The organism is Shewanella chilikensis, from assembly GCF_037953065.1.
Classification (GTDB): domain Bacteria; phylum Pseudomonadota; class Gammaproteobacteria; order Enterobacterales; family Shewanellaceae; genus Shewanella; species Shewanella chilikensis.
On the sequence record NZ_CP149966.1, the window covers coordinates 2,107,128 to 2,124,601 of the forward strand.

Here is a 17,474-nt window from a genome sequence, read left to right on the forward strand (position 1 = left end):
ATGAGTATTATCCTCTTAATAATAGTTGCCCTGATAGCGCTGTTCTTTGTGCGCAATATACGCCTGCAGTTTGTGACCCGGCCGGTATTGGCCTTCTTTCGCAAGGTGCTACCACCGCTTTCGGATACAGAGCGCGAAGCGATGGAGGCCGGTGATGTGTGGTGGGAAGCCGAGCTGTTTCGTGGGAAACCCAACTGGGAAAGCCTGCATGCCTATGGTAAACCGGCGCTGAGTGCCGATGAGAAAGATTTTATCGACCATCAGGTGATGACGGCGCTAAAAATGATTGATGACTATGACATAGTCAACAACCGCAAGGACTTACCGCCCGAGCTGTGGGAGTACTTCAAGAAAGAAGGCTTCTTCGCGCTGATCATCCCGAAAAAATACGGTGGCCGTGAGTTTTCTGCCTATGCCAACTCCACCATAGTCAGTAAGTTGGCGAGCCGCAGTGTCAGCGCCGCTGTGACTGTGATGGTACCCAACTCACTCGGTCCGGGTGAGCTGCTGACTCATTATGGTACCAAGGAGCAGAAAGAGCATTGGTTGCCGGCCTTGGCCAAAGGTGAAGAGATCCCTTGTTTTGCCCTGACTGGCCCCGAAGCCGGCTCGGATGCCGGTGCCATTCCCGATGAAGGGATAGTCTGCCGCGGTGAGTTCGAAGGCGAGGAAACTCTGGGGCTGAAGCTGAGCTGGAACAAGCGTTACATCACTCTGGCTCCAGTGGCCACTGTGCTGGGGCTGGCATTTCAGATGCGTGACCCAGACGGGCTGTTGGGTGACAAGGTTAACTTGGGGATCACCTGCGCCCTGATCCCAACCGATCATCCCGGCGTGAAAATTGGTCGTCGTCACAACCCGCTCAATATGGCCTTTATGAATGGTACCACTCAAGGGGAAGAGGTGTTTATTCCGCTGGATTGGATCATAGGTGGCCCACAATACGCCGGCCGCGGCTGGCGTATGCTGGTGGAGTGCCTCTCTGCCGGGCGTGGTATTTCACTGCCTGCGCTGGCGACGGCATCAGGGCATATGGCGACCAAGACTACAACCGCTTACAGCTATGTGCGTAAGCAGTTCGGCATGGCCATAGGTCAGTTTGAAGGGGTTCAGGAAGCGCTGGCAAGGATCATTGCCAACACCTATCAGCTGGAAGCGGCTCGTCGTCTGACAACCACAGGCATAGATCTCAAGGTTAAGCCATCTGTGGTGACCGCGATTGCCAAATATCACATGACAGAGCTTGGCCGTCAGGTGATGAACGATGCCATGGATATTCAGTCCGGCAAGGGTATTCAGATGGGGCCAAAAAATTATCTGGCTCATGGCTATATGGCCAACCCAATCTCCATCACAGTGGAAGGGGCCAACATCCTGACCCGTAGTTTGATGATCTTCGGTCAGGGCGCGACCCGCTGTCATCCTTATGTACTGGCCGAGATGGAAGCTGCCGGCATGGAAGACAACAGTGAAGCGCTGGAGCGTTTCGACTCCTTGCTGATGGGCCACATTGGTTATGCGCTGCGTAACGCCTTCGGCTCTTTGGGTAACGCCCTCAGCCGTAGCTATTTTGAGCGCTCACCCGTGAGTGGCGATACCCGCGACTATTACAAGCAGATGGCCCGTCTGTCCAAGGCGCTGGCGCTGGTGACCGACTTATCGATGCTTATCTTGGGCGGCGATCTCAAGCGCAAGGAGATGATTTCAGCCAGACTCGGTGACGTTCTCAGTCAGCTGTATCTGGGCTCGGCCACATTGAAACTGTTTGAAGACAATGGCCGCCAGTTTGACGACCTGCCGATAGTCAAACATGTGATGGATACCCGATTGCAACTGGCTGCCAAGGCGCTTGAGCAGGCGATAGCCAACTTCCCCAACCGTCCGGTTGCCTGGGTCATGCGTGTGCTGGTATTCCCACTGGGGAACCACTTCAACGGCCCGAAAGACAGTCAGTCCATTGAGCTGGTCAAGAGCATGCTTAAACCGGGTCCGGCCCGTGACAGGCTGACCTTCCTCTGTCCTGAGTTTGACGGCGACACCAGTGGTATTGCCGAAGTGGAAGCAGCATTCAAGGCTCAATATCAGTGCCGTGAACTGCACGGCAAACTGAGAAAGGCACAAAAAGATGGCCGTTTGCCTGCCAAACTGGCGCCTTTATCTCTGTATCAGGCGGCATTGGATGCTGAGGTTATCAGTAAAGCCGAGTATGAGCAGTTGCTTGAGGCCGATAAGCTAAGGTTGGCGGCAATCAATGTCGATGATTTTGAAACGCTGTAATTGAGATTGATTGGTATCTGAATTTCAGTTTGGTAAGCCTGTCCCAGGTGGGCTTAGCTCTGATGTAAACAAAATCACCAAGCCTGAAACAGAACAAAAGCAGCAGAAATAAAAAAGGTACGCCTCGGCGTTAATGCCGTTCACTTAGTGTGAACGGCATTTTTCTTAGGCTTAATGGGATACTTGTTTTTACTCATTTTTAACGCACGTGGATAGGCTCTATCCCGTTTCCCATCAAGCTTGAACTGCCTCGCATTACGCACTATGTCCAAGACATCTCTCGGGACATTCCCAGGCGTTTGAGATGACAGCTGAGTCAGTTTAAAAATGATATAACTCGACGCATCTCTAAAGCTTAATTGGTTCGGATGTAACGACGGTAAGCTTTTAGCCATCAACACCATCTTGTATCTGATGAGGTTATAGGCCAACAGTACTCCCCACAATTCTTGGATAACCAGCTCTGGCAATTGACTGCGTAACGTAAAGCGACTCTCCAGAAGATGCTGCTTCATCTCCCGATAGCCCACTTCTATCTCCCATCGATGGGCATATAAATCCGCTATCTCTGCCCCCGGATAACGCAATGGGTCCGTTAATGACGTCAAAATGGAAACCGACTTACCTTTTATCGTCTTCGTCAGTAAGCGAGCTTCAATATTGTCAGGCAGCATAGGCCACTTCTTTCTGGCTTGAGGCGTGGTGGTTAACCGCACCAGTTGGTCGTGTTTTCCTAAAGAGCGTACCACTTCATATTGTGTCCCTTTCTTCAACGGCAGCAGCCAGTGACTGTTAGGTTGAGCCTGTTGCCAGGCGTGCAAAAGTCCCAACGAATAAAAGCCTCTGTCAAACAGCGTCAGGCTGTTATTGGGGATGCTTGATATCAATTCGGCGGCTAAATTCATTTCACTGACAGCAACAGAATCAAAGGCACTGTTCAATACCAAGTGGCTGCTTAGCTCCATCATGCAAACCATGCGAATTTGCGGATAGGCTGCATCACCAGAAGCGTTGGCAGTTTTGGCAAAGGCCTGATTGTTTTGCTCGCTATCAGGTGTTCGCCACACGACACCATCGACCCCATAGAGGTTAAGCCCACACCAATGAGGATGCTCTGCTCTTTCATGCCAGGTCTTGGCACTTCGCTTAAACACATCCCGAACAACATCAGAGCCCAGCCGTTTGCGCGCTTGCGTGACAGCACTGCGAGCAACGTAATCCACCTCTTGAGGTAAGACGATATCAAGCTTATTGATGAGTGAACGGACGGACTCGCCTCTGAACAGAGCCATACCAATCACCGCCCAAATCATGGCATCCATAGGTAACTTACGTCGCCTTAAACTGGCAACACCATGTGAATCAAGGCACGACTGAATTAACTCAGGCTCAAGCACATCGGCCAGACAGGTGAATTCGGTAAGACGATTGATATGAGTACGCGCCAAAGCTTCTGAAAGTTGCATAAAAAAATCCGATGACATGGGGTCATCGGATTTTGATCCTTTCAGTGAGATCGTCAAGCGATCTGTCTTAACTGATCGGCATTACGCCTCGGCGTACCTTTTCTGTTTTGTTATCAGCTTAGCGCTATTGGCAAGCCATTAGGCGACGATCAACACCTTGCAGGTATTGGTGCCACCTACGGTTTCCATGGCATCACCCTTGGTCATGAGCACCATGTCACCACTCTCCAGGTATCCCTTGGCCTTGAGGCTTTCAAGGGCCTTTTTCGCCAGTTCATCGGCGGCATAAACGGTAGAGTCAAACTCAACCGGATAGACACCCCGATAGAGCGCCATCTTGGCCAAAGTGGGCTGATGACGGGCGAGGGCGAAGATAGGCAGCGCTGAGCTTATCCGTGACATCAACTTGGGCGTCGCCCCGGATTCTGTCAGGGCGATAATCGCCTTGACACCCTGCAAATGGTTGGCAGCATACATGGTAGACAGCGCTATGGTTTCTTCTATGGAGCTGAAGCTTTCATCCAGACGGTGCTTGGATACCCGCACACTGGGATGCGCTTCGGCGCCAAGACAAACCCTGGCCATGGCCTGAACCGTTTCTTCAGGATAATCCCCGGCGGCGGTCTCGGCCGAAAGCATTACGGCGTCTGTACCGTCGAGTACGGCGTTGGCCACGTCCATGACTTCGGCGCGGGTCGGCATAGGGCTGCTGATCATAGACTCCATCATCTGGGTTGCGGTGATCACCACCTTATTGAGCTGACGCGAGCGGCTGATCAGTTTTTTCTGCACGGCCACCAGAGCCGGATCGCCGATTTCTACCCCCAGATCGCCGCGGGCAACCATGACGGCATCGGAGGCGAGGATTACATCGTCCATCGCTTCATCGGAAGCTACGGCTTCGGCACGCTCTACCTTGGATACTATCAGGGCGTTGCTGCCGGCCTTTTGCGCCAGTTCGCGGGCATAGTTAAGATCGGCACCGCTGCGGGGGAAGGAAACGGCCAGGTAGTCCACCTGAATTTGTGCCGCAGTGATGATGTCCTGCTTGTCTTTATCTGTCAGTGCAGCAGCAGACAGACCACCGCCTTTCTTGTTGATCCCCTTGTTGTTGGACAGGGGACCGGCAACAGTCACGCTGGTATGTACCTTACGGCCTTCTACCTTTTCGACTTTCAGTTGTACCCGGCCATCGTCCAGCATCAGGATATCACCGACAACCACATCGTCCGGCAGTTCCTTGTAATCGATACCCACCTGGGTTTCGTCGCCTTCGCCTTTACCCAGCTCGGCATCCAGAATGAATGGCTGGCCAAGCTTGAGTTGGACTTTCTTATTGTCCTTGAAGGTGGAAACACGGATTTTCGGACCCTGGAGATCGCCGAGGATGGCAACGTGTACACCAAGCTCTTTCGCAATGCTGCGGGCTTGGCTGGCGCGTTTTAGGTGATCTTCTGGGGAACCGTGGGAGAAGTTGAGGCGAACAACGTTGGCACCTGCTGCTATGATACGACGCAGGTTATCATCACGATCTGTGGCTGGGCCCAGCGTGGTAACGATCTTGGTTCTGCGGAACATAATATACTCCGTTTAAGTTTTAAAAAATCTTACGCTATATTAACAGACATCGGCTCGATATGTAGGAAACTTACAGACAAAATGATCTAACTCAAAGTTTTATTTTTGTGAGTTACGGCTAATTTTAGGCGGGGCTTGGGCAGTTGCCAATTTTGGTAACTGCCCAGGTGCTTACGGGAAAGGGGATTACAGTGGTTCGCTCTTATCTATGCGGGATTCCTTCAAAACTTCCTTGACCCGCTTGAGACTTTCCCTGAAGCGTGGGCCCCGGCGCAGGGTAAACCCGGTCGCCAGCACATCAATAATCACCAACTGAGCCAAACGAGAGGCCATAGGCAGGTACATATCTGTGTCCTCCGGCACTTCCATGGTAACCGGCAGGGTACATTCCTGCGACAGCGGCGAGTGACGCGCGGTAATACCTATCACGGCAGCGCCGTTTTCTCTGGCCAATCTTGCTATATCGATCAAAGACTTGGTGCGGCCTGTGTGGGAAATCAGCACCACTACATCGCCTTCATCACTATTGATACAGCTCATGCGTTGCATCAACACATCATCGAAACATAAAACCGGTACATTAAAGCGGAAGAACTTGTTCTGGGCATCGTGTGCCACTGAGGCAGAGGCGCCAAGACCGAAGAAAGAGATCTTTTTCGCTTGAGTCAGTATGTCTACCGCCTTGTTGATGGCCGTGGTATCTATGCTCTGGCGTGCAGTATCCAGAGAAGCCATGGAAGATTCGAAGATCTTGGTGGTGTAAGACTCGGGTGTATCATCTTCCTCAACGTGACGACTGACGTAAGGGGTACCATTTGCGAGACTTTGGGCCAGATGTAATTTAAAATCCGGGAAACCTTTGGTATCCAAACGACGACAGAAGCGGTTGACTGTAGGCTCGCTGACATCCGCCATCTTGGCCAGAGTTGCTATGCTTGAATGAATAGCTGTCTGGGGTGATGCCAGGATAACTTCGGCTACTTTGCGTTCTGACTTGCTGAAATGGGGGAGGTTTTTTTGAACCTTTTCTAGGGTATTCATACGCGTACGTCCGCTGGGTTGAAATTATGTAATTTTATTATTTCTTTGAGGCCTGAGCACTACAAAGTAGGGTGCAAACCAATCTTGACGTAAGTCCTGTATATACCGGAATGAAAACAGGCTAACTTCCGAGATAAGAAGGTTTTAAGCAGGAAAAGCATACCAGATTATTGCCAAACCTGCCTAGACTGGCCTCAAGGCTTTATTTGCAAATTATAGATGCATTTAATAAATACTGTTGTTATATTACAACAAAAGTGTGGAATTCTTCATCGCATAGTGGAACCACCACCGACAAAAGGAGAGCATTAAGCAATGGGCAAAACAACATCAGAGGCCAAAGCTTGTGATTTTGTACTCTTTGGTACCAAGGGCGACTTGGCAAGGCGCAAATTGTTGCCTTCGCTCTACCAGCTGGATAAGGCCGGTCTGCTCAATCGGGACACCAAGGTCATAGGTGTTGCCAAAGATGAATTCTCTGCCGAAGATTTTCGCGCACTGGTTAAAACGGCTCTGAGCACCTTTGTTAAAGAACCCCTGTGCGACACCACGCTTTCCCGCTTCCTCGAACGTTGTCATTATGTCGGTACCAACTTTACCGAATCTGAAGGATACAAAGCCTTCCACCAACTGCTCGAACCTGCCAAGCGGGTGATGGTCAACTATTTTGCTACGCCTCCGGCTATTTTCGGTGATATCTGCCGTTGCCTGCATGAACAACAACTGATCCATCCCGATACCCGGGTGGTGCTGGAAAAGCCCATAGGCTCAGATCTGCAGTCATCCAGAGTGATCAATGACCAGGTTTCTGCCTACTTCAGTGAGAGTCAGGTCTATCGTATCGACCACTATCTGGGTAAAGAAACAGTACAGAACTTGATTGCTTTGCGTTTTGCCAACTCACTGTTTGCCTCCAAGTGGGATAACCGCACCATAGATCATGTACAGATCACTGTGGCCGAAGAGGTGGGTATTGAAGGACGCTGGGGTTATTTCGACAAAGCCGGCCAGATGCGCGACATGATCCAGAACCACTTATTGCAGGTGCTGACCTTGATTGCCATGGATCCTCCGGTGAATCTGGATGCCGATAGCATTCGTGATGAGAAGGTGAAGGTGCTCAAGTCGCTGCGTCCCATCAATCAGGACAATGTATTTGAAAACACTGTGCGCGGCCAGTATTCGGCCGGGTTCCTCAAAGGATCGCCGGTTCCCGGTTATCTGGAGGAAGAGGGCGCCAACGTGGATTCCAACACAGAAACCTTTGTCGCCTTGCGTGTCGATATCGACAATTGGCGCTGGGCCGGGGTGCCTTTCTATCTGCGCAGCGGTAAACGTATGCCGTTCAAGAGTTCTGAAATTGTCATCTATTTCAAGAATCCACCCCATAACCTGTATCGTTCAAGCCATCGCAATCTGCCGCCCAATAAGTTGACCATACGTTTGCAACCGCATGAAGGGGTGGAGATCCAGATGATGAATAAGGTGCCCGGGCTTGAGCAGAAACAGCGACTGCAAACCACCAAGCTGGATTTGAGCTTCTCCGACACCTTCAAGAACGAACGTATCGCCGATGCTTATGAACGTTTGTTGCTTGAAGCTATGCTGGGTAATCAGGCATTGTTTGTACGCCGCGACGAAGTGGAGCAGGCTTGGACTTGGGTCGATGGCATTATTCAGTCCTGGGAGATGAGCAACGAAAAACCCAAGCCTTATCCTGCCGGTACCTGGGGGCCTGTGGCCTCAGTGGCCTTGATCACCAAAGACGGTCGCTCCTGGGATGAATAAGGAGACAGCATGATTAAAGAAACTGTATTCAAGTCTTTCGACAACCCCACTGCGCTGGAGGCCCAGTTGGCCGAACGTATTGCCGGCGCGTTGCAAAACGCGATAGATAACCGCGGCAAGGCCAGTCTGGTGGTTTCCGGTGGCTCGACGCCGCTGAAACTGTTTGCTGAGCTCAGCCATAAAATGATCGACTGGAGCGATGTTTACATAACGCTCGCCGACGAGCGCTGGGTGGATGCCGAAGACAAGGACTCCAACGAGCGCCTGGTGCGCGAGCATCTACTGCAAAATCGCGCCGCCAGCGCCAAGTTCCGCGGCCTGAAGAATATGTTTGCCACTCCTGAAGCGGGCTTGAGTATGGCCACAGAGCAGTTGGCCAACTTCCCGAGGCCTTTCGATGTGGTGGTGTTGGGAATGGGTAATGATGGCCATACCTGCTCTTGGTTTCCCTGCGCCCCTGAAGAACAACTGACCGAGGCGCTGGAAACCGATGCACTGCTGTGCGCTGTGCATCCGGGCAATGCGCCTCACGCCAGGATCAGCCTGAGCCGTAAAGCCGTGCTCGGCAGCCGCCAGATTTATCTGCATCTGGTCGGCGAAACCAAACTTTCCGTATATCACCAAGCTCTCGAGAGTGACGATCCCAGGGAAATGCCGATCCGCGCCGTGTTGGCGCAGCATAAGACCCCGGTCGATGTGTTCTGGAGCGCTTAAGGAGGCAAGATGCACCCAAGAGTTCAAGCCGTAACAGACAGGATTATTGCCCGCAGCCAAGATCACAGGGGTAAGTACCTGGCGGCATTGGCCGAAGCCAGAGCCAAGGGCGTGCACCGCAGCAGCTTGAGCTGCGGCAATCTGGCCCATGGGTTTGCTGCATGTCAGCCGGCCGATAAAGACAGCCTGCGCCAGCTGACCAAGGTTAATATAGGCATAGTGACAGCATTCAATGACATGCTTTCGGCGCACCAACCTTACGAACACTATCCTGAATTATTGAAACAGGCCTGCAATGAAGTGGGCAGCGTTGCCCAGGTGGCAGGCGGTGTACCGGCCATGTGTGACGGTGTCACCCAAGGCCAACCTGGGATGGAGCTCAGCTTGCTGAGCCGTGAAGTGATTGCCATGGCTACCGCTGTTGGTCTGTCCCACAATATGTTTGATGGTGCCCTGCTGCTGGGTATTTGTGACAAGATAGTCCCTGGGCTACTGATTGGCGCCCTGAGCTTTGGTCATCTACCCATGTTGTTTGTGCCGGCGGGACCGATGAAATCCGGGATCCCCAATAAGGAAAAAGCCCGTATTCGCCAGCAGTTTGCCGAAGGTAAGGTCGATAGAACCGCCTTGCTCGAAGCCGAATCCAAGTCCTACCACAGCGCGGGTACCTGTACCTTCTACGGTACGGCCAACAGCAACCAGTTGATGCTGGAAGTCATGGGGCTGCAGTTACCCGGCTCCTCATTTGTCAATCCGGACGACCCTTTGCGTGAGGCGCTCAATAAGGCGGCCGCCAAACAGGTGTGCCGTCTGACTGAACTTGGCAACCAATACAGCCCGATAGGTGAACTGGTTTGTGAAAAGTCGATAGTCAACGGCATAGTGGCTCTGCTCGCCACCGGTGGCTCGACCAATCTCACCATGCACATAGTGGCGGCGGCCCGGGCGGCAGGCATCATAGTCAACTGGGACGATTTCTCTGAACTGTCGGATGTGGTGCCGCTGCTGGCCAGGGTATATCCCAACGGTCATGCCGACATCAACCATTTTCATGCTGCCGGGGGGATGGCTTATCTGGTTCGGCAGTTGCTGGATGCTGGTTTACTACATCAAGACGTCAACACAGTGGCTGGCTTTGGTCTTGAGCGTTACACCAAGGAGCCCAAGTTACTTAATGGCGAGCTCAGTTGGGTGGATGGCCCGACCGAGAGTCTGGACAGCGAAGTGCTGACCTCAGTGGCCAAGCCGTTTCAGAGCAACGGCGGTCTTAAACTGCTAAAGGGCAATCTGGGCCGGGCGGTTATTAAGGTTTCTGCGGTTCAGGAGCAACATAGAGTGGTGGAAGCTCCGGCTGTGGTTATCGACGATCAGAATCAGCTCAATGAGCTTTTTACCAGTGGTCAACTGGATAAGGACTGCGTGGTGGTGGTCAAGGGGCAAGGTCCCAAGGCCAACGGTATGCCTGAGCTGCATAAGCTGACGCCTATTCTCGGGACCTTGCAGGACAGGGGCTTTAAAGTTGCCCTGGTGACCGATGGCCGTATGTCAGGAGCCTCAGGCAAGGTGCCTGCGGCCATCCATCTGACGCCGGAAGCGCTCGATGGCGGTATGATAGCCAAGGTGCACAGCGGTGATTTGGTGCGGGTCGATGCCGAAAAGGGCGAACTCAGTCTGCTTGTCGATGAGCAGCAACTGTCCGCAAGAAGTGCCGATAAAGTGGAATTGAGAAGTGTGCGTTACGGCATGGGTCGTGAGCTGTTCAGTGCGCTGCGGGCCAATCTCAGCAGTCCTGAAACCGGTGCTCGCAGTACCAGTGCCATAGATGACTATTACTAATCATTAAGGAATAAAGTACATGCTTGAGAATAACTGGTCCTTGCAACCTCAGGACATATTTAAACTGAGCCCGATCATTCCGGTAATGGTTATCAACAAGATTGAACATGCGGTGCCCCTGGCCAAGGCGCTGGTTGCCGGTGGCATTCGGGTACTGGAAGTGACCTTGCGCACCGATTGTGCCCTTGAGGCCATAGCACGGATTGCAACCGAGGTGCCGGAAGCCTTGGTCGGCGCCGGCACCATACTGAATGAAGCGCAATTGGCGCAGGCTGCAGAGGCCGGCGCTCAGTTTGCCATCACCCCAGGGGCGACAGTGGAACTGCTCAAGGCGGGTAAAGCCGGTAAGATCCCACTTATTCCGGGGGTGGCCAGTATCTCCGAAGTCATGGTGGGGCTGGGTCTGGGCTATACCCACTTCAAGTTCTTCCCGGCCGAGGCTTCTGGCGGGGTCAATGCGCTCAAAGCCTTCAGCGGCCCGCTGGCCGATGTCCGTTTCTGCCCAACTGGCGGGATCACTCCGAGCAGCTATAAAGACTACCTGGCGCTGGGGAATGTCGATTGTATCGGTGGCAGTTGGATAGCTCCGGTAGAAGCGATGGAGCAGGGCGACTGGGCCAGGATCACCAGACTATGCCAGGAAGCCATCGCGGCGCTGTGAGCATTTAACCAGAATGAATAAGGCTACCCGAGGTAGCCTTTTCTTTGCTCCGGTGTTTTTATTGGCAACAAAATCAACAATTTTAGTCCTTTAGGCTGGCTTGCACTGTTATTGGCTTTAGGGTAGCTTGGTTTGAAAAGAGTAAGTTATTGGTTTTTATTGGGCTGTTCTATTGCTGCCGTAATAGTTGTCGATGAATAAGCTGTATGATTCAGGGAGGAGCCTTTTATGAGATTCGAGCGCATCATCAAGCATTACAATGCCTGTCAATGTCCGACATGTTCATATCAGAGCGCAAATGGTCGTATCGCTGAGGCCTGCATCGATTTCGGTTTTATTGCCAACTGGCTAACAGTGCCGCTCGGGTTTGGCACTATGATTTTGCTTGGATTACAGCCCCTGCCTATTAGAATGTCTTGCCCTGTCTGTGGAAATACCTTTTTCGCCAGCGGTTTTCGTCACTAATCTATTCCGGATCTGATAAAAGGAGTCTTGTCATGTATGGCTCAGCGGTAATTCCGTACTCTGTTAGCCTGTCAAAAGTCAGTAATTTAAGAGAGTTATCTTCCAGGCTCAGATATTTGCTGGTGTTGGCTTTTGCTTGGCTCCTTGGCGGCTGCGGTCAGCCCTTGCCACTGGACAAGGCAGAATATGCCGGTGAGTGGCAGAGTGCTGACATGTATCTGCTTATTCAGCACGACGGCTCTGTAGAGTATCAGCGCTATGATGGCAACAGCAGCACCTCGATAAGTGGTGGTATCCAAAAGTTTGACGGTAACGACTTTGAAGTGGGGATAGGTTTTCTCTCCAGTCGTTTTGAAGTATCAGAGCCGCCACACAGGGTCGGAAGCGACTGGCAGATGGTGGTTGATGGTGTCCGGTTGACCCGGGTTTCCGATGTACAGTTTTATTGAACCTAAGTCTTGCTCAAGCTTAGGTTTAAGTAGAGATGGATATGGAAAAGGCGCCAATGGCGCCTTTTTTGTGTCAGTCTTTGTTTTTATCCTGATGTTTTCCATCAGTCTGGGAGCTCAGGGTTTTATCCGTGTTGCCAGCGGCTTCACCCTTACGCTTTATTTGCTTGTCTTTACTGTGCTGGCCAAATTGCGGCATTTTAAACTTGGCACTGTACTTGAGCACCGCCAGGTTACTGGCAATAACGCCTATCACTAAAATGATGATCAACCAGACTTCCAAAGATGACATTTCCATCTCCCGCTACCTGCTTCAGTCTACGGCCAGACGCTGTTCACAGCGGCGGATATCTTCAGGTGTATCTACCTCAGGCGAGTCAAAAGCGCTGATGGCGACCTTGATCTTGTGACCATATTCCAGGGCCCGCAGTTGCTCCAGTTTTTCCAGATCTTCCAGTCTGCCCAAAGGCAGCTTGGCAAAGGTTTCGACAAAACGGCGGGTGTAGGCATACACCCCAAGATGCTTATAGACGGGGTAGTCGTTGATATCACGCCCAAATGGGATCCGGGCGCGGGAGAAATAAAGCGCATAGAATTCGTTGTCAAAGACCATCTTCACATGCTTGGGATCGTCCAATTCATCCTCTTCGGTGATTTGGTAGCCGAGGGTGGCCATTTCAAACTCACCGGGATGACGCTGGAACAGACTGATGATCTGCTCTATGGAGATGGGATCGATCAGGGGTTGATCCCCTTGCAGGTTGACTACCAGATCGTCATCCGCCAACCCCAATTGGGTGATGGCATCGTTAATCCTGTCGGTGCCGGAGGCCGCTTCGGCGCCGGTCATCACAACATTGCCGCCAAAGGCCTCTACAGCGTCCTTGATGCGTACATCATCGGTTGCCACATAGATGTTATCCAACCCTTTGGCCAGTCCGGCGCGCTCATAAACGTGCTGGATCATAGGTTTACCGTTAATCGGTGCCAGAGGTTTGCCGGGAAAGCGGCTGGAACCATAGCGTGCAGGGATCAACAGGGTGACTTTCATTCAATTTTCCTAGTATTCAAGAAGAAAGGGCTCATAAAGAGCCCTAATCATAGCAGTCATTTACCGGCTTAGATACGACGGAACAGCTTGGTCAGCATCTCATCGGTGACTTTTTCCTGCCAGCTGTCACCATAGACGTTGGCCCACAAAGGACCCATGCTCTTGGTGACTTTAACCATGGCGGCAATGGTTTCGTCCGGCAAGTCTTTACAGATATTTTTAGGCAACTGGATGTTGTGCTTCTTCATCATGGCACGGAATTCTTCAACCCCTTCAGGGTAGAATTCTTCCAGTACATCGAAGGCGATACAGTTACCAATACCGTGGTGATAACCCAAGATATAAGACAGACCGTAAGAAACCGCATGGCAGGCACCTACCTGGCTATAGGCGATACTCATACCGCCCATGAAGGAGGCCATCATCAGCTTGTCGTCTTTCTCAGGGTGATCACCCAGGAAAACTTCACGGCACATATCCATGGACTTCTCGGCGTAGGCGCGGGAGAACTCGTTCAGGAAGGTACCTTGCAGAGATTCAACACAGTGGATATAGCAGTCCATACCTGTGTAGAACCATTGGTCAGTGGGTACGCCGGCAATCAGCTCGGAGTCCATGATGATCTGATCGAATACTGTGTAGTCAGAGTTCAGACCCAGTTTACGCTCAGGGCCGCACAGTACCGCGGTACGTGAGGCTTCGGCACCTGTACCGGAAATGGTAGGGATACCTATGTGGTGAATTGCAGGGTTCTTGATCAGATCCCAGCCTTGGTACTTGGCAGAACCACCCGGGTTGGTCAGCATCAAAGATACGGCTTTGGCCAGATCCATGGTGGCGCCGCCGCCCAGACCGACTACGCTCACAGGCAGTTTGCTGTTGAATGCCTGAACCTGCTCGGTAAGGCTGTCAACCTGCTCTGTGGTTGGTTCTTCATCGACATTGACCCATAGCACCAGATCTTGTTCTTTCTGTGGCAGACGACCTTCCAGCGGCTTGCCTTTGTGAACGTCATCCACGACGAAAACCACGAAGTCGTTGGCTTCTTTGCGCTCGGCGGCCAGCACTTCATCCAGTTGGACAAAAGAACCGCGACCAAAGATCATTTTGGGGACGACTTTAAAATTCTTGAAACTCATAGCAACCAGCTCCCTTTAGGTTATTGGGCAAATGCTTTCTTGATGTTGGCAATGCGCTCGGCAATCTGTTCTTCACTCCAGGACAGCTTGATCAGCATGGAAATGGTCCGGCTCATGATAGCGTCAGATTTGGGCACAGAAACTTTAGTATAATCCGGACGATCTTCGATTAATGTGATCGGCAGGGCAGCAGGGCTCTTGAGCTGCTGAATGTGGTGCCAGTTCTTCAGGTAGTGCCAGTTGTTGACATACCAGTAGAAGCAACCATCGACACCGTTGGCAGAGAGCGCCTTGCTGACTTCCTGAGTGCGCTGCTCGGTTGGCAGCATAAAGCTGAGGAAACCGGCGCTGTCGCCTTCAGGATCGGGAATTTCGCGGAAAGTAACTTCTTCAATATCGGCCATGGCGTCTTTGATAAGCTTTTTGTTGCGACGCTGGATCTCCACTATGGTGTCCAGTTTGCGCAGCTGAGCCAGACCCAGGGCGGCGTTCATTTCGCTGATACGGAAGTTGAGGCCCATAATAGGGTGAGACTCGGCGCCGCGGTCATTACCTATATGATCATGGCCGTGGTCAGAGAACATGTGGGCGTGGTTGTAGATGGTTTCATCATTGGTGATCACTGCGCCACCTTCACCACAGGTGATGGTTTTAACCGAGTCGAAAGAGAAACAACCCACAGCGCCTATGGTGCCCAGAGCCTGACCTTTGTAGCTGCCGCCGATGGCCTGACAGGCATCTTCCAGCAGTACCAGATTGTGTTTTTCACAGATGGCTTTGATTTCGTCCATCTTGGCCATGGAACCGCACATGTGTACCAGGTTTACCGCCTTGGTGCGTGGGGTAATGGCGGCTTCAATTCCTTCTGGTGACAGACACAGAGTCTCATCGATTTCGGCAAATACCGGAATGGCGCCGGCCATGAATACTGCTTCAACAGAAGCGACAAAGGTGAAAGGAGGAACAATCACTTCATCCCCGGCGCCGATACCGGCGGCGGCCAGCGCGGTTTGCAGGGCGGCAGTACCGCTGGAGAGCAGGTGAGCATGCTTGACATTCATCTTGTCACATAAGAGCTGCTCCATATCGCGGGTTTTCCAGCGATCATTACGCATGGCATCAAAGTTGTAACGGAAGGTGAATCCGTTCTCCATGACGTCTGCTACTTCCTGTTTTTCTTCAGGACCAAACAATTCAAAACCGGGCATGGAAGGTGTCTCCTTAGATAGTGTTGTGCTCTGGGAGGGTCACGCCAGAAAAGGCCTTATGCCATAAGGCTGTCACGCGAAATGCGCCGGGTGACCGGATGACTGAGCACCCGTGTTAACTGCAGAATTATAACGGGGTGGCCAACATACTGCGATGCTTTCTTTCGGAAAAAATCCAACTGCGTAAAATTTCACCGATAAAGCAAGGGGCGCTGCTGCGCCCCTTGTCTGTTTGGATTACTCCACCCTTTGATGTCCGCCATCCACTGTGACGTCAAGATCGGTCAAAAGCCCATTGTCTATTCCGTAGATCCAGCCGTGCACTGAGAGATTTTGTCCCTTGGCCCAGGCTTCCTGGACTATGTTGCTGCTGGTGACATTGGCGACCTGCTCAATCACATTGAGCTCACAAAGGCGATCAAACCGTTGTTTTTCATTGAGGGTTTCCAGCTCTTGGTGGTGCAGGCGGTAGATATCCCTGAGATGTCCCAGCCAGTTGTCGATAAGCCCGAGTCTGTCGGTACCCATGGCGGCCTTGACGCCGCCGCAGCCGTAGTGGCCCACCACCATGATATGCTTCACCTTGAGCACATCAACCGCGTATTGCAAAACTGACAAACAGTTGAGATCTGTGTGGATCACCATGTTGGCGATATTGCGATGTACAAATACTTCTCCCGGCATCAGATCTATGATCTGGTTGGAGGGAACCCGGCTGTCGGAACAACCTATCCAGAGATATTCGGGGTTTTGCTGTTTGGCCAACTGCTCAAAAAACTCTGGGTTTTCAGTGCTTATTCTGGCTGCCCAGCGGCGGTTGTTTTCAAAAAGCGGTTTCAGTATTTTCATTCAGGCTCACAAAATAGCTTATGGGAACACAGTGGTCCGATTTATTTTCGGCAGTGTATCAGAAAATAAAGCCGCGCTGGTCTATCCATCGCGGCCGGATTTCAGTGATGTTTTTCAAGAAACGTCAGCAGGGCTTGGTTGATAAAATCGCCCTGTTCCAACACAGAAATATGGCCGGCTGCCGGTATCTGCATCATCTCGGCGCCATCTATGGCATCGACCATCAAAAAGGATTCCAGCACAGTGCGTGCCGTGTCTTCTACTCCTGACATGATTAAACAGGGTAGAGTCAAGTTATCGGCATCTTCCATGGCGTCGCGGCGATTGAAAATCAGTTTGCCCATGGCGACGGTATCAGGGATACGCTCTGGTGAAATACTTTGCAGGGCGCTGGCGAAATCACTCAGCAGTTGTGGCCGTAAACTTGCAGTGGTTACGGCAAAAAACATAGGTGCTATCTGCTCTGCCATGGGCGCAGGAATTTGCCCCAATTGGCTGATGCCATCCAACATGGCCATATATTTGTTGCGGGTAACTTCGGGCTCAAAGCCGAGGAAGCTGCCCATCATCACCAACGCCTTGACTCTTGAAGGCGCCTTCAGAACCAGCTCGGCGCCCCACATGGCACCGACCGACAAGCCGATGACAGTGAATTCATCGACATTGAGTTTATCCATCAAGGTCAACATATCGGCGGCGATATCCGCCAGGCTCTCGGTATGCGCTGGAATCGCGCCTGACTGACCATGTCCCCAAAGATCCGGCACTATGCAGCGGTAGTGTTTCGCCAGTACAGGCAGTTGCTGTTGCCACATGGTGGCGTCCCAAAGGTAGCTGTGGCCGAGCAGCAGCACAGGGCCCTGGCCCAGATCCAGATAGCTGAGGGTTTCGCCCCTGAGTTCGATTTGCTGCCGATATTGATTGAAGTCAGTCATTGTTGAAAGGTATCCCG

Annotated in this window: 15 protein-coding genes; 6 read left to right on the top strand and 9 right to left on the bottom strand. The window is 52.0% G+C overall.

Annotated elements, in window-relative coordinates; translation table 11 throughout:
• Complete coding sequence (locus WKR14_RS09670) at positions 1 to 2,277, top strand: acyl-CoA dehydrogenase (RefSeq protein ID WP_165565156.1); 2,277 nt, start codon at positions 1 to 3, stop codon at positions 2,275 to 2,277.
• A 140-nt stretch (positions 2,278 to 2,417) separates the two neighbouring features.
• Here WKR14_RS09670 and WKR14_RS09675 read toward each other — a convergent pair whose 3' ends face one another.
• The 3 genes from WKR14_RS09675 to WKR14_RS09685 all read right to left on the bottom strand — a co-directional run bounded on the left by WKR14_RS09675 (position 2,418) and on the right by WKR14_RS09685 (position 6,362).
• Positions 2,418 to 3,743, bottom strand: a complete 1,326-nt coding sequence (locus WKR14_RS09675) for an IS4 family transposase (RefSeq protein ID WP_117200635.1) — start codon at positions 3,741 to 3,743, stop codon at positions 2,418 to 2,420.
• A 138-nt stretch (positions 3,744 to 3,881) separates the two neighbouring features.
• A complete protein-coding gene (gene pyk / locus WKR14_RS09680) occupies positions 3,882 to 5,321 on the bottom strand; it encodes a pyruvate kinase (protein WP_101054350.1) in 1,440 nt (479 codons plus the stop codon).
• Positions 5,322 to 5,507: 186 nt separating this feature from the next.
• Positions 5,508 to 6,362, bottom strand: a complete 855-nt coding sequence (locus tag WKR14_RS09685; protein WP_028781506.1) for a MurR/RpiR family transcriptional regulator — start codon at positions 6,360 to 6,362, stop codon at positions 5,508 to 5,510.
• 315 nt (positions 6,363 to 6,677) lie between these two features.
• Between WKR14_RS09685 and zwf the strand changes: the two genes are divergently transcribed.
• From zwf to WKR14_RS09710, 5 genes are all read left to right on the top strand, one after another.
• The gene (gene zwf / locus WKR14_RS09690; protein WP_339087679.1) at positions 6,678 to 8,150 is read left to right on the top strand and encodes a glucose-6-phosphate dehydrogenase; all 1,473 of its coding nucleotides are present in this window, start codon (positions 6,678 to 6,680) and stop codon (positions 8,148 to 8,150) included.
• A gap of 9 nt (positions 8,151 to 8,159) precedes the next feature.
• Positions 8,160 to 8,864: a 6-phosphogluconolactonase gene (pgl, locus tag WKR14_RS09695; protein ID WP_101054347.1), complete on the top strand. Its 705-nt coding sequence runs from the start codon at positions 8,160 to 8,162 to the stop codon at positions 8,862 to 8,864.
• Between the two features lie 9 nt (positions 8,865 to 8,873).
• Positions 8,874 to 10,700 (top strand): phosphogluconate dehydratase, encoded by a 1,827-nt coding sequence (gene edd / locus WKR14_RS09700; RefSeq protein ID WP_339087680.1) that lies wholly within the window; start codon positions 8,874 to 8,876, stop codon positions 10,698 to 10,700.
• A gap of 19 nt (positions 10,701 to 10,719) precedes the next feature.
• A complete protein-coding gene (locus WKR14_RS09705; protein WP_165565154.1) occupies positions 10,720 to 11,361 on the top strand; it encodes a bifunctional 4-hydroxy-2-oxoglutarate aldolase/2-dehydro-3-deoxy-phosphogluconate aldolase in 642 nt (213 codons plus the stop codon).
• A 497-nt stretch (positions 11,362 to 11,858) separates the two neighbouring features.
• Positions 11,859 to 12,275 carry a hypothetical protein gene (locus WKR14_RS09710; protein WP_224866330.1) on the top strand — a complete coding sequence of 139 codons (417 nt, stop codon included), beginning with the start codon at positions 11,859 to 11,861 and terminating at the stop codon, positions 12,273 to 12,275.
• A 73-nt stretch (positions 12,276 to 12,348) separates the two neighbouring features.
• Here the strand turns inward: WKR14_RS09710 and WKR14_RS09715 are convergent, their stop codons facing one another.
• From WKR14_RS09715 to WKR14_RS09740, 6 genes are all read right to left on the bottom strand, one after another.
• The gene (locus tag WKR14_RS09715) at positions 12,349 to 12,567 is read right to left on the bottom strand and encodes a DUF2897 family protein (RefSeq protein WP_101054568.1); all 219 of its coding nucleotides are present in this window, start codon (positions 12,565 to 12,567) and stop codon (positions 12,349 to 12,351) included.
• A 21-nt stretch (positions 12,568 to 12,588) separates the two neighbouring features.
• Positions 12,589 to 13,326 (bottom strand): 8-amino-3,8-dideoxy-manno-octulosonate cytidylyltransferase KdsB, encoded by a 738-nt coding sequence (gene kdsB / locus WKR14_RS09720; RefSeq protein ID WP_039035453.1) that lies wholly within the window; start codon positions 13,324 to 13,326, stop codon positions 12,589 to 12,591.
• Between the two features lie 68 nt (positions 13,327 to 13,394).
• Entirely contained in the window at positions 13,395 to 14,465 is a 1,071-nt protein-coding gene (gene kdnB / locus WKR14_RS09725; RefSeq protein WP_101054334.1) for a 3-deoxy-alpha-D-manno-octulosonate 8-oxidase KdnB, read from the bottom strand.
• Positions 14,466 to 14,485: 20 nt separating this feature from the next.
• Entirely contained in the window at positions 14,486 to 15,673 is a 1,188-nt protein-coding gene (gene kdnA / locus WKR14_RS09730; RefSeq protein ID WP_165565152.1) for an 8-amino-3,8-dideoxy-alpha-D-manno-octulosonate transaminase KdnA, read from the bottom strand.
• Between the two features lie 237 nt (positions 15,674 to 15,910).
• Positions 15,911 to 16,522: a carbonate dehydratase gene (gene can, locus WKR14_RS09735; RefSeq protein WP_101054332.1), complete on the bottom strand. Its 612-nt coding sequence runs from the start codon at positions 16,520 to 16,522 to the stop codon at positions 15,911 to 15,913.
• 101 nt (positions 16,523 to 16,623) lie between these two features.
• Entirely contained in the window at positions 16,624 to 17,457 is an 834-nt protein-coding gene (locus WKR14_RS09740; RefSeq protein WP_101054329.1) for an alpha/beta fold hydrolase, read from the bottom strand.
• Between the last annotated feature and the right edge of the window lie 17 nt (positions 17,458 to 17,474).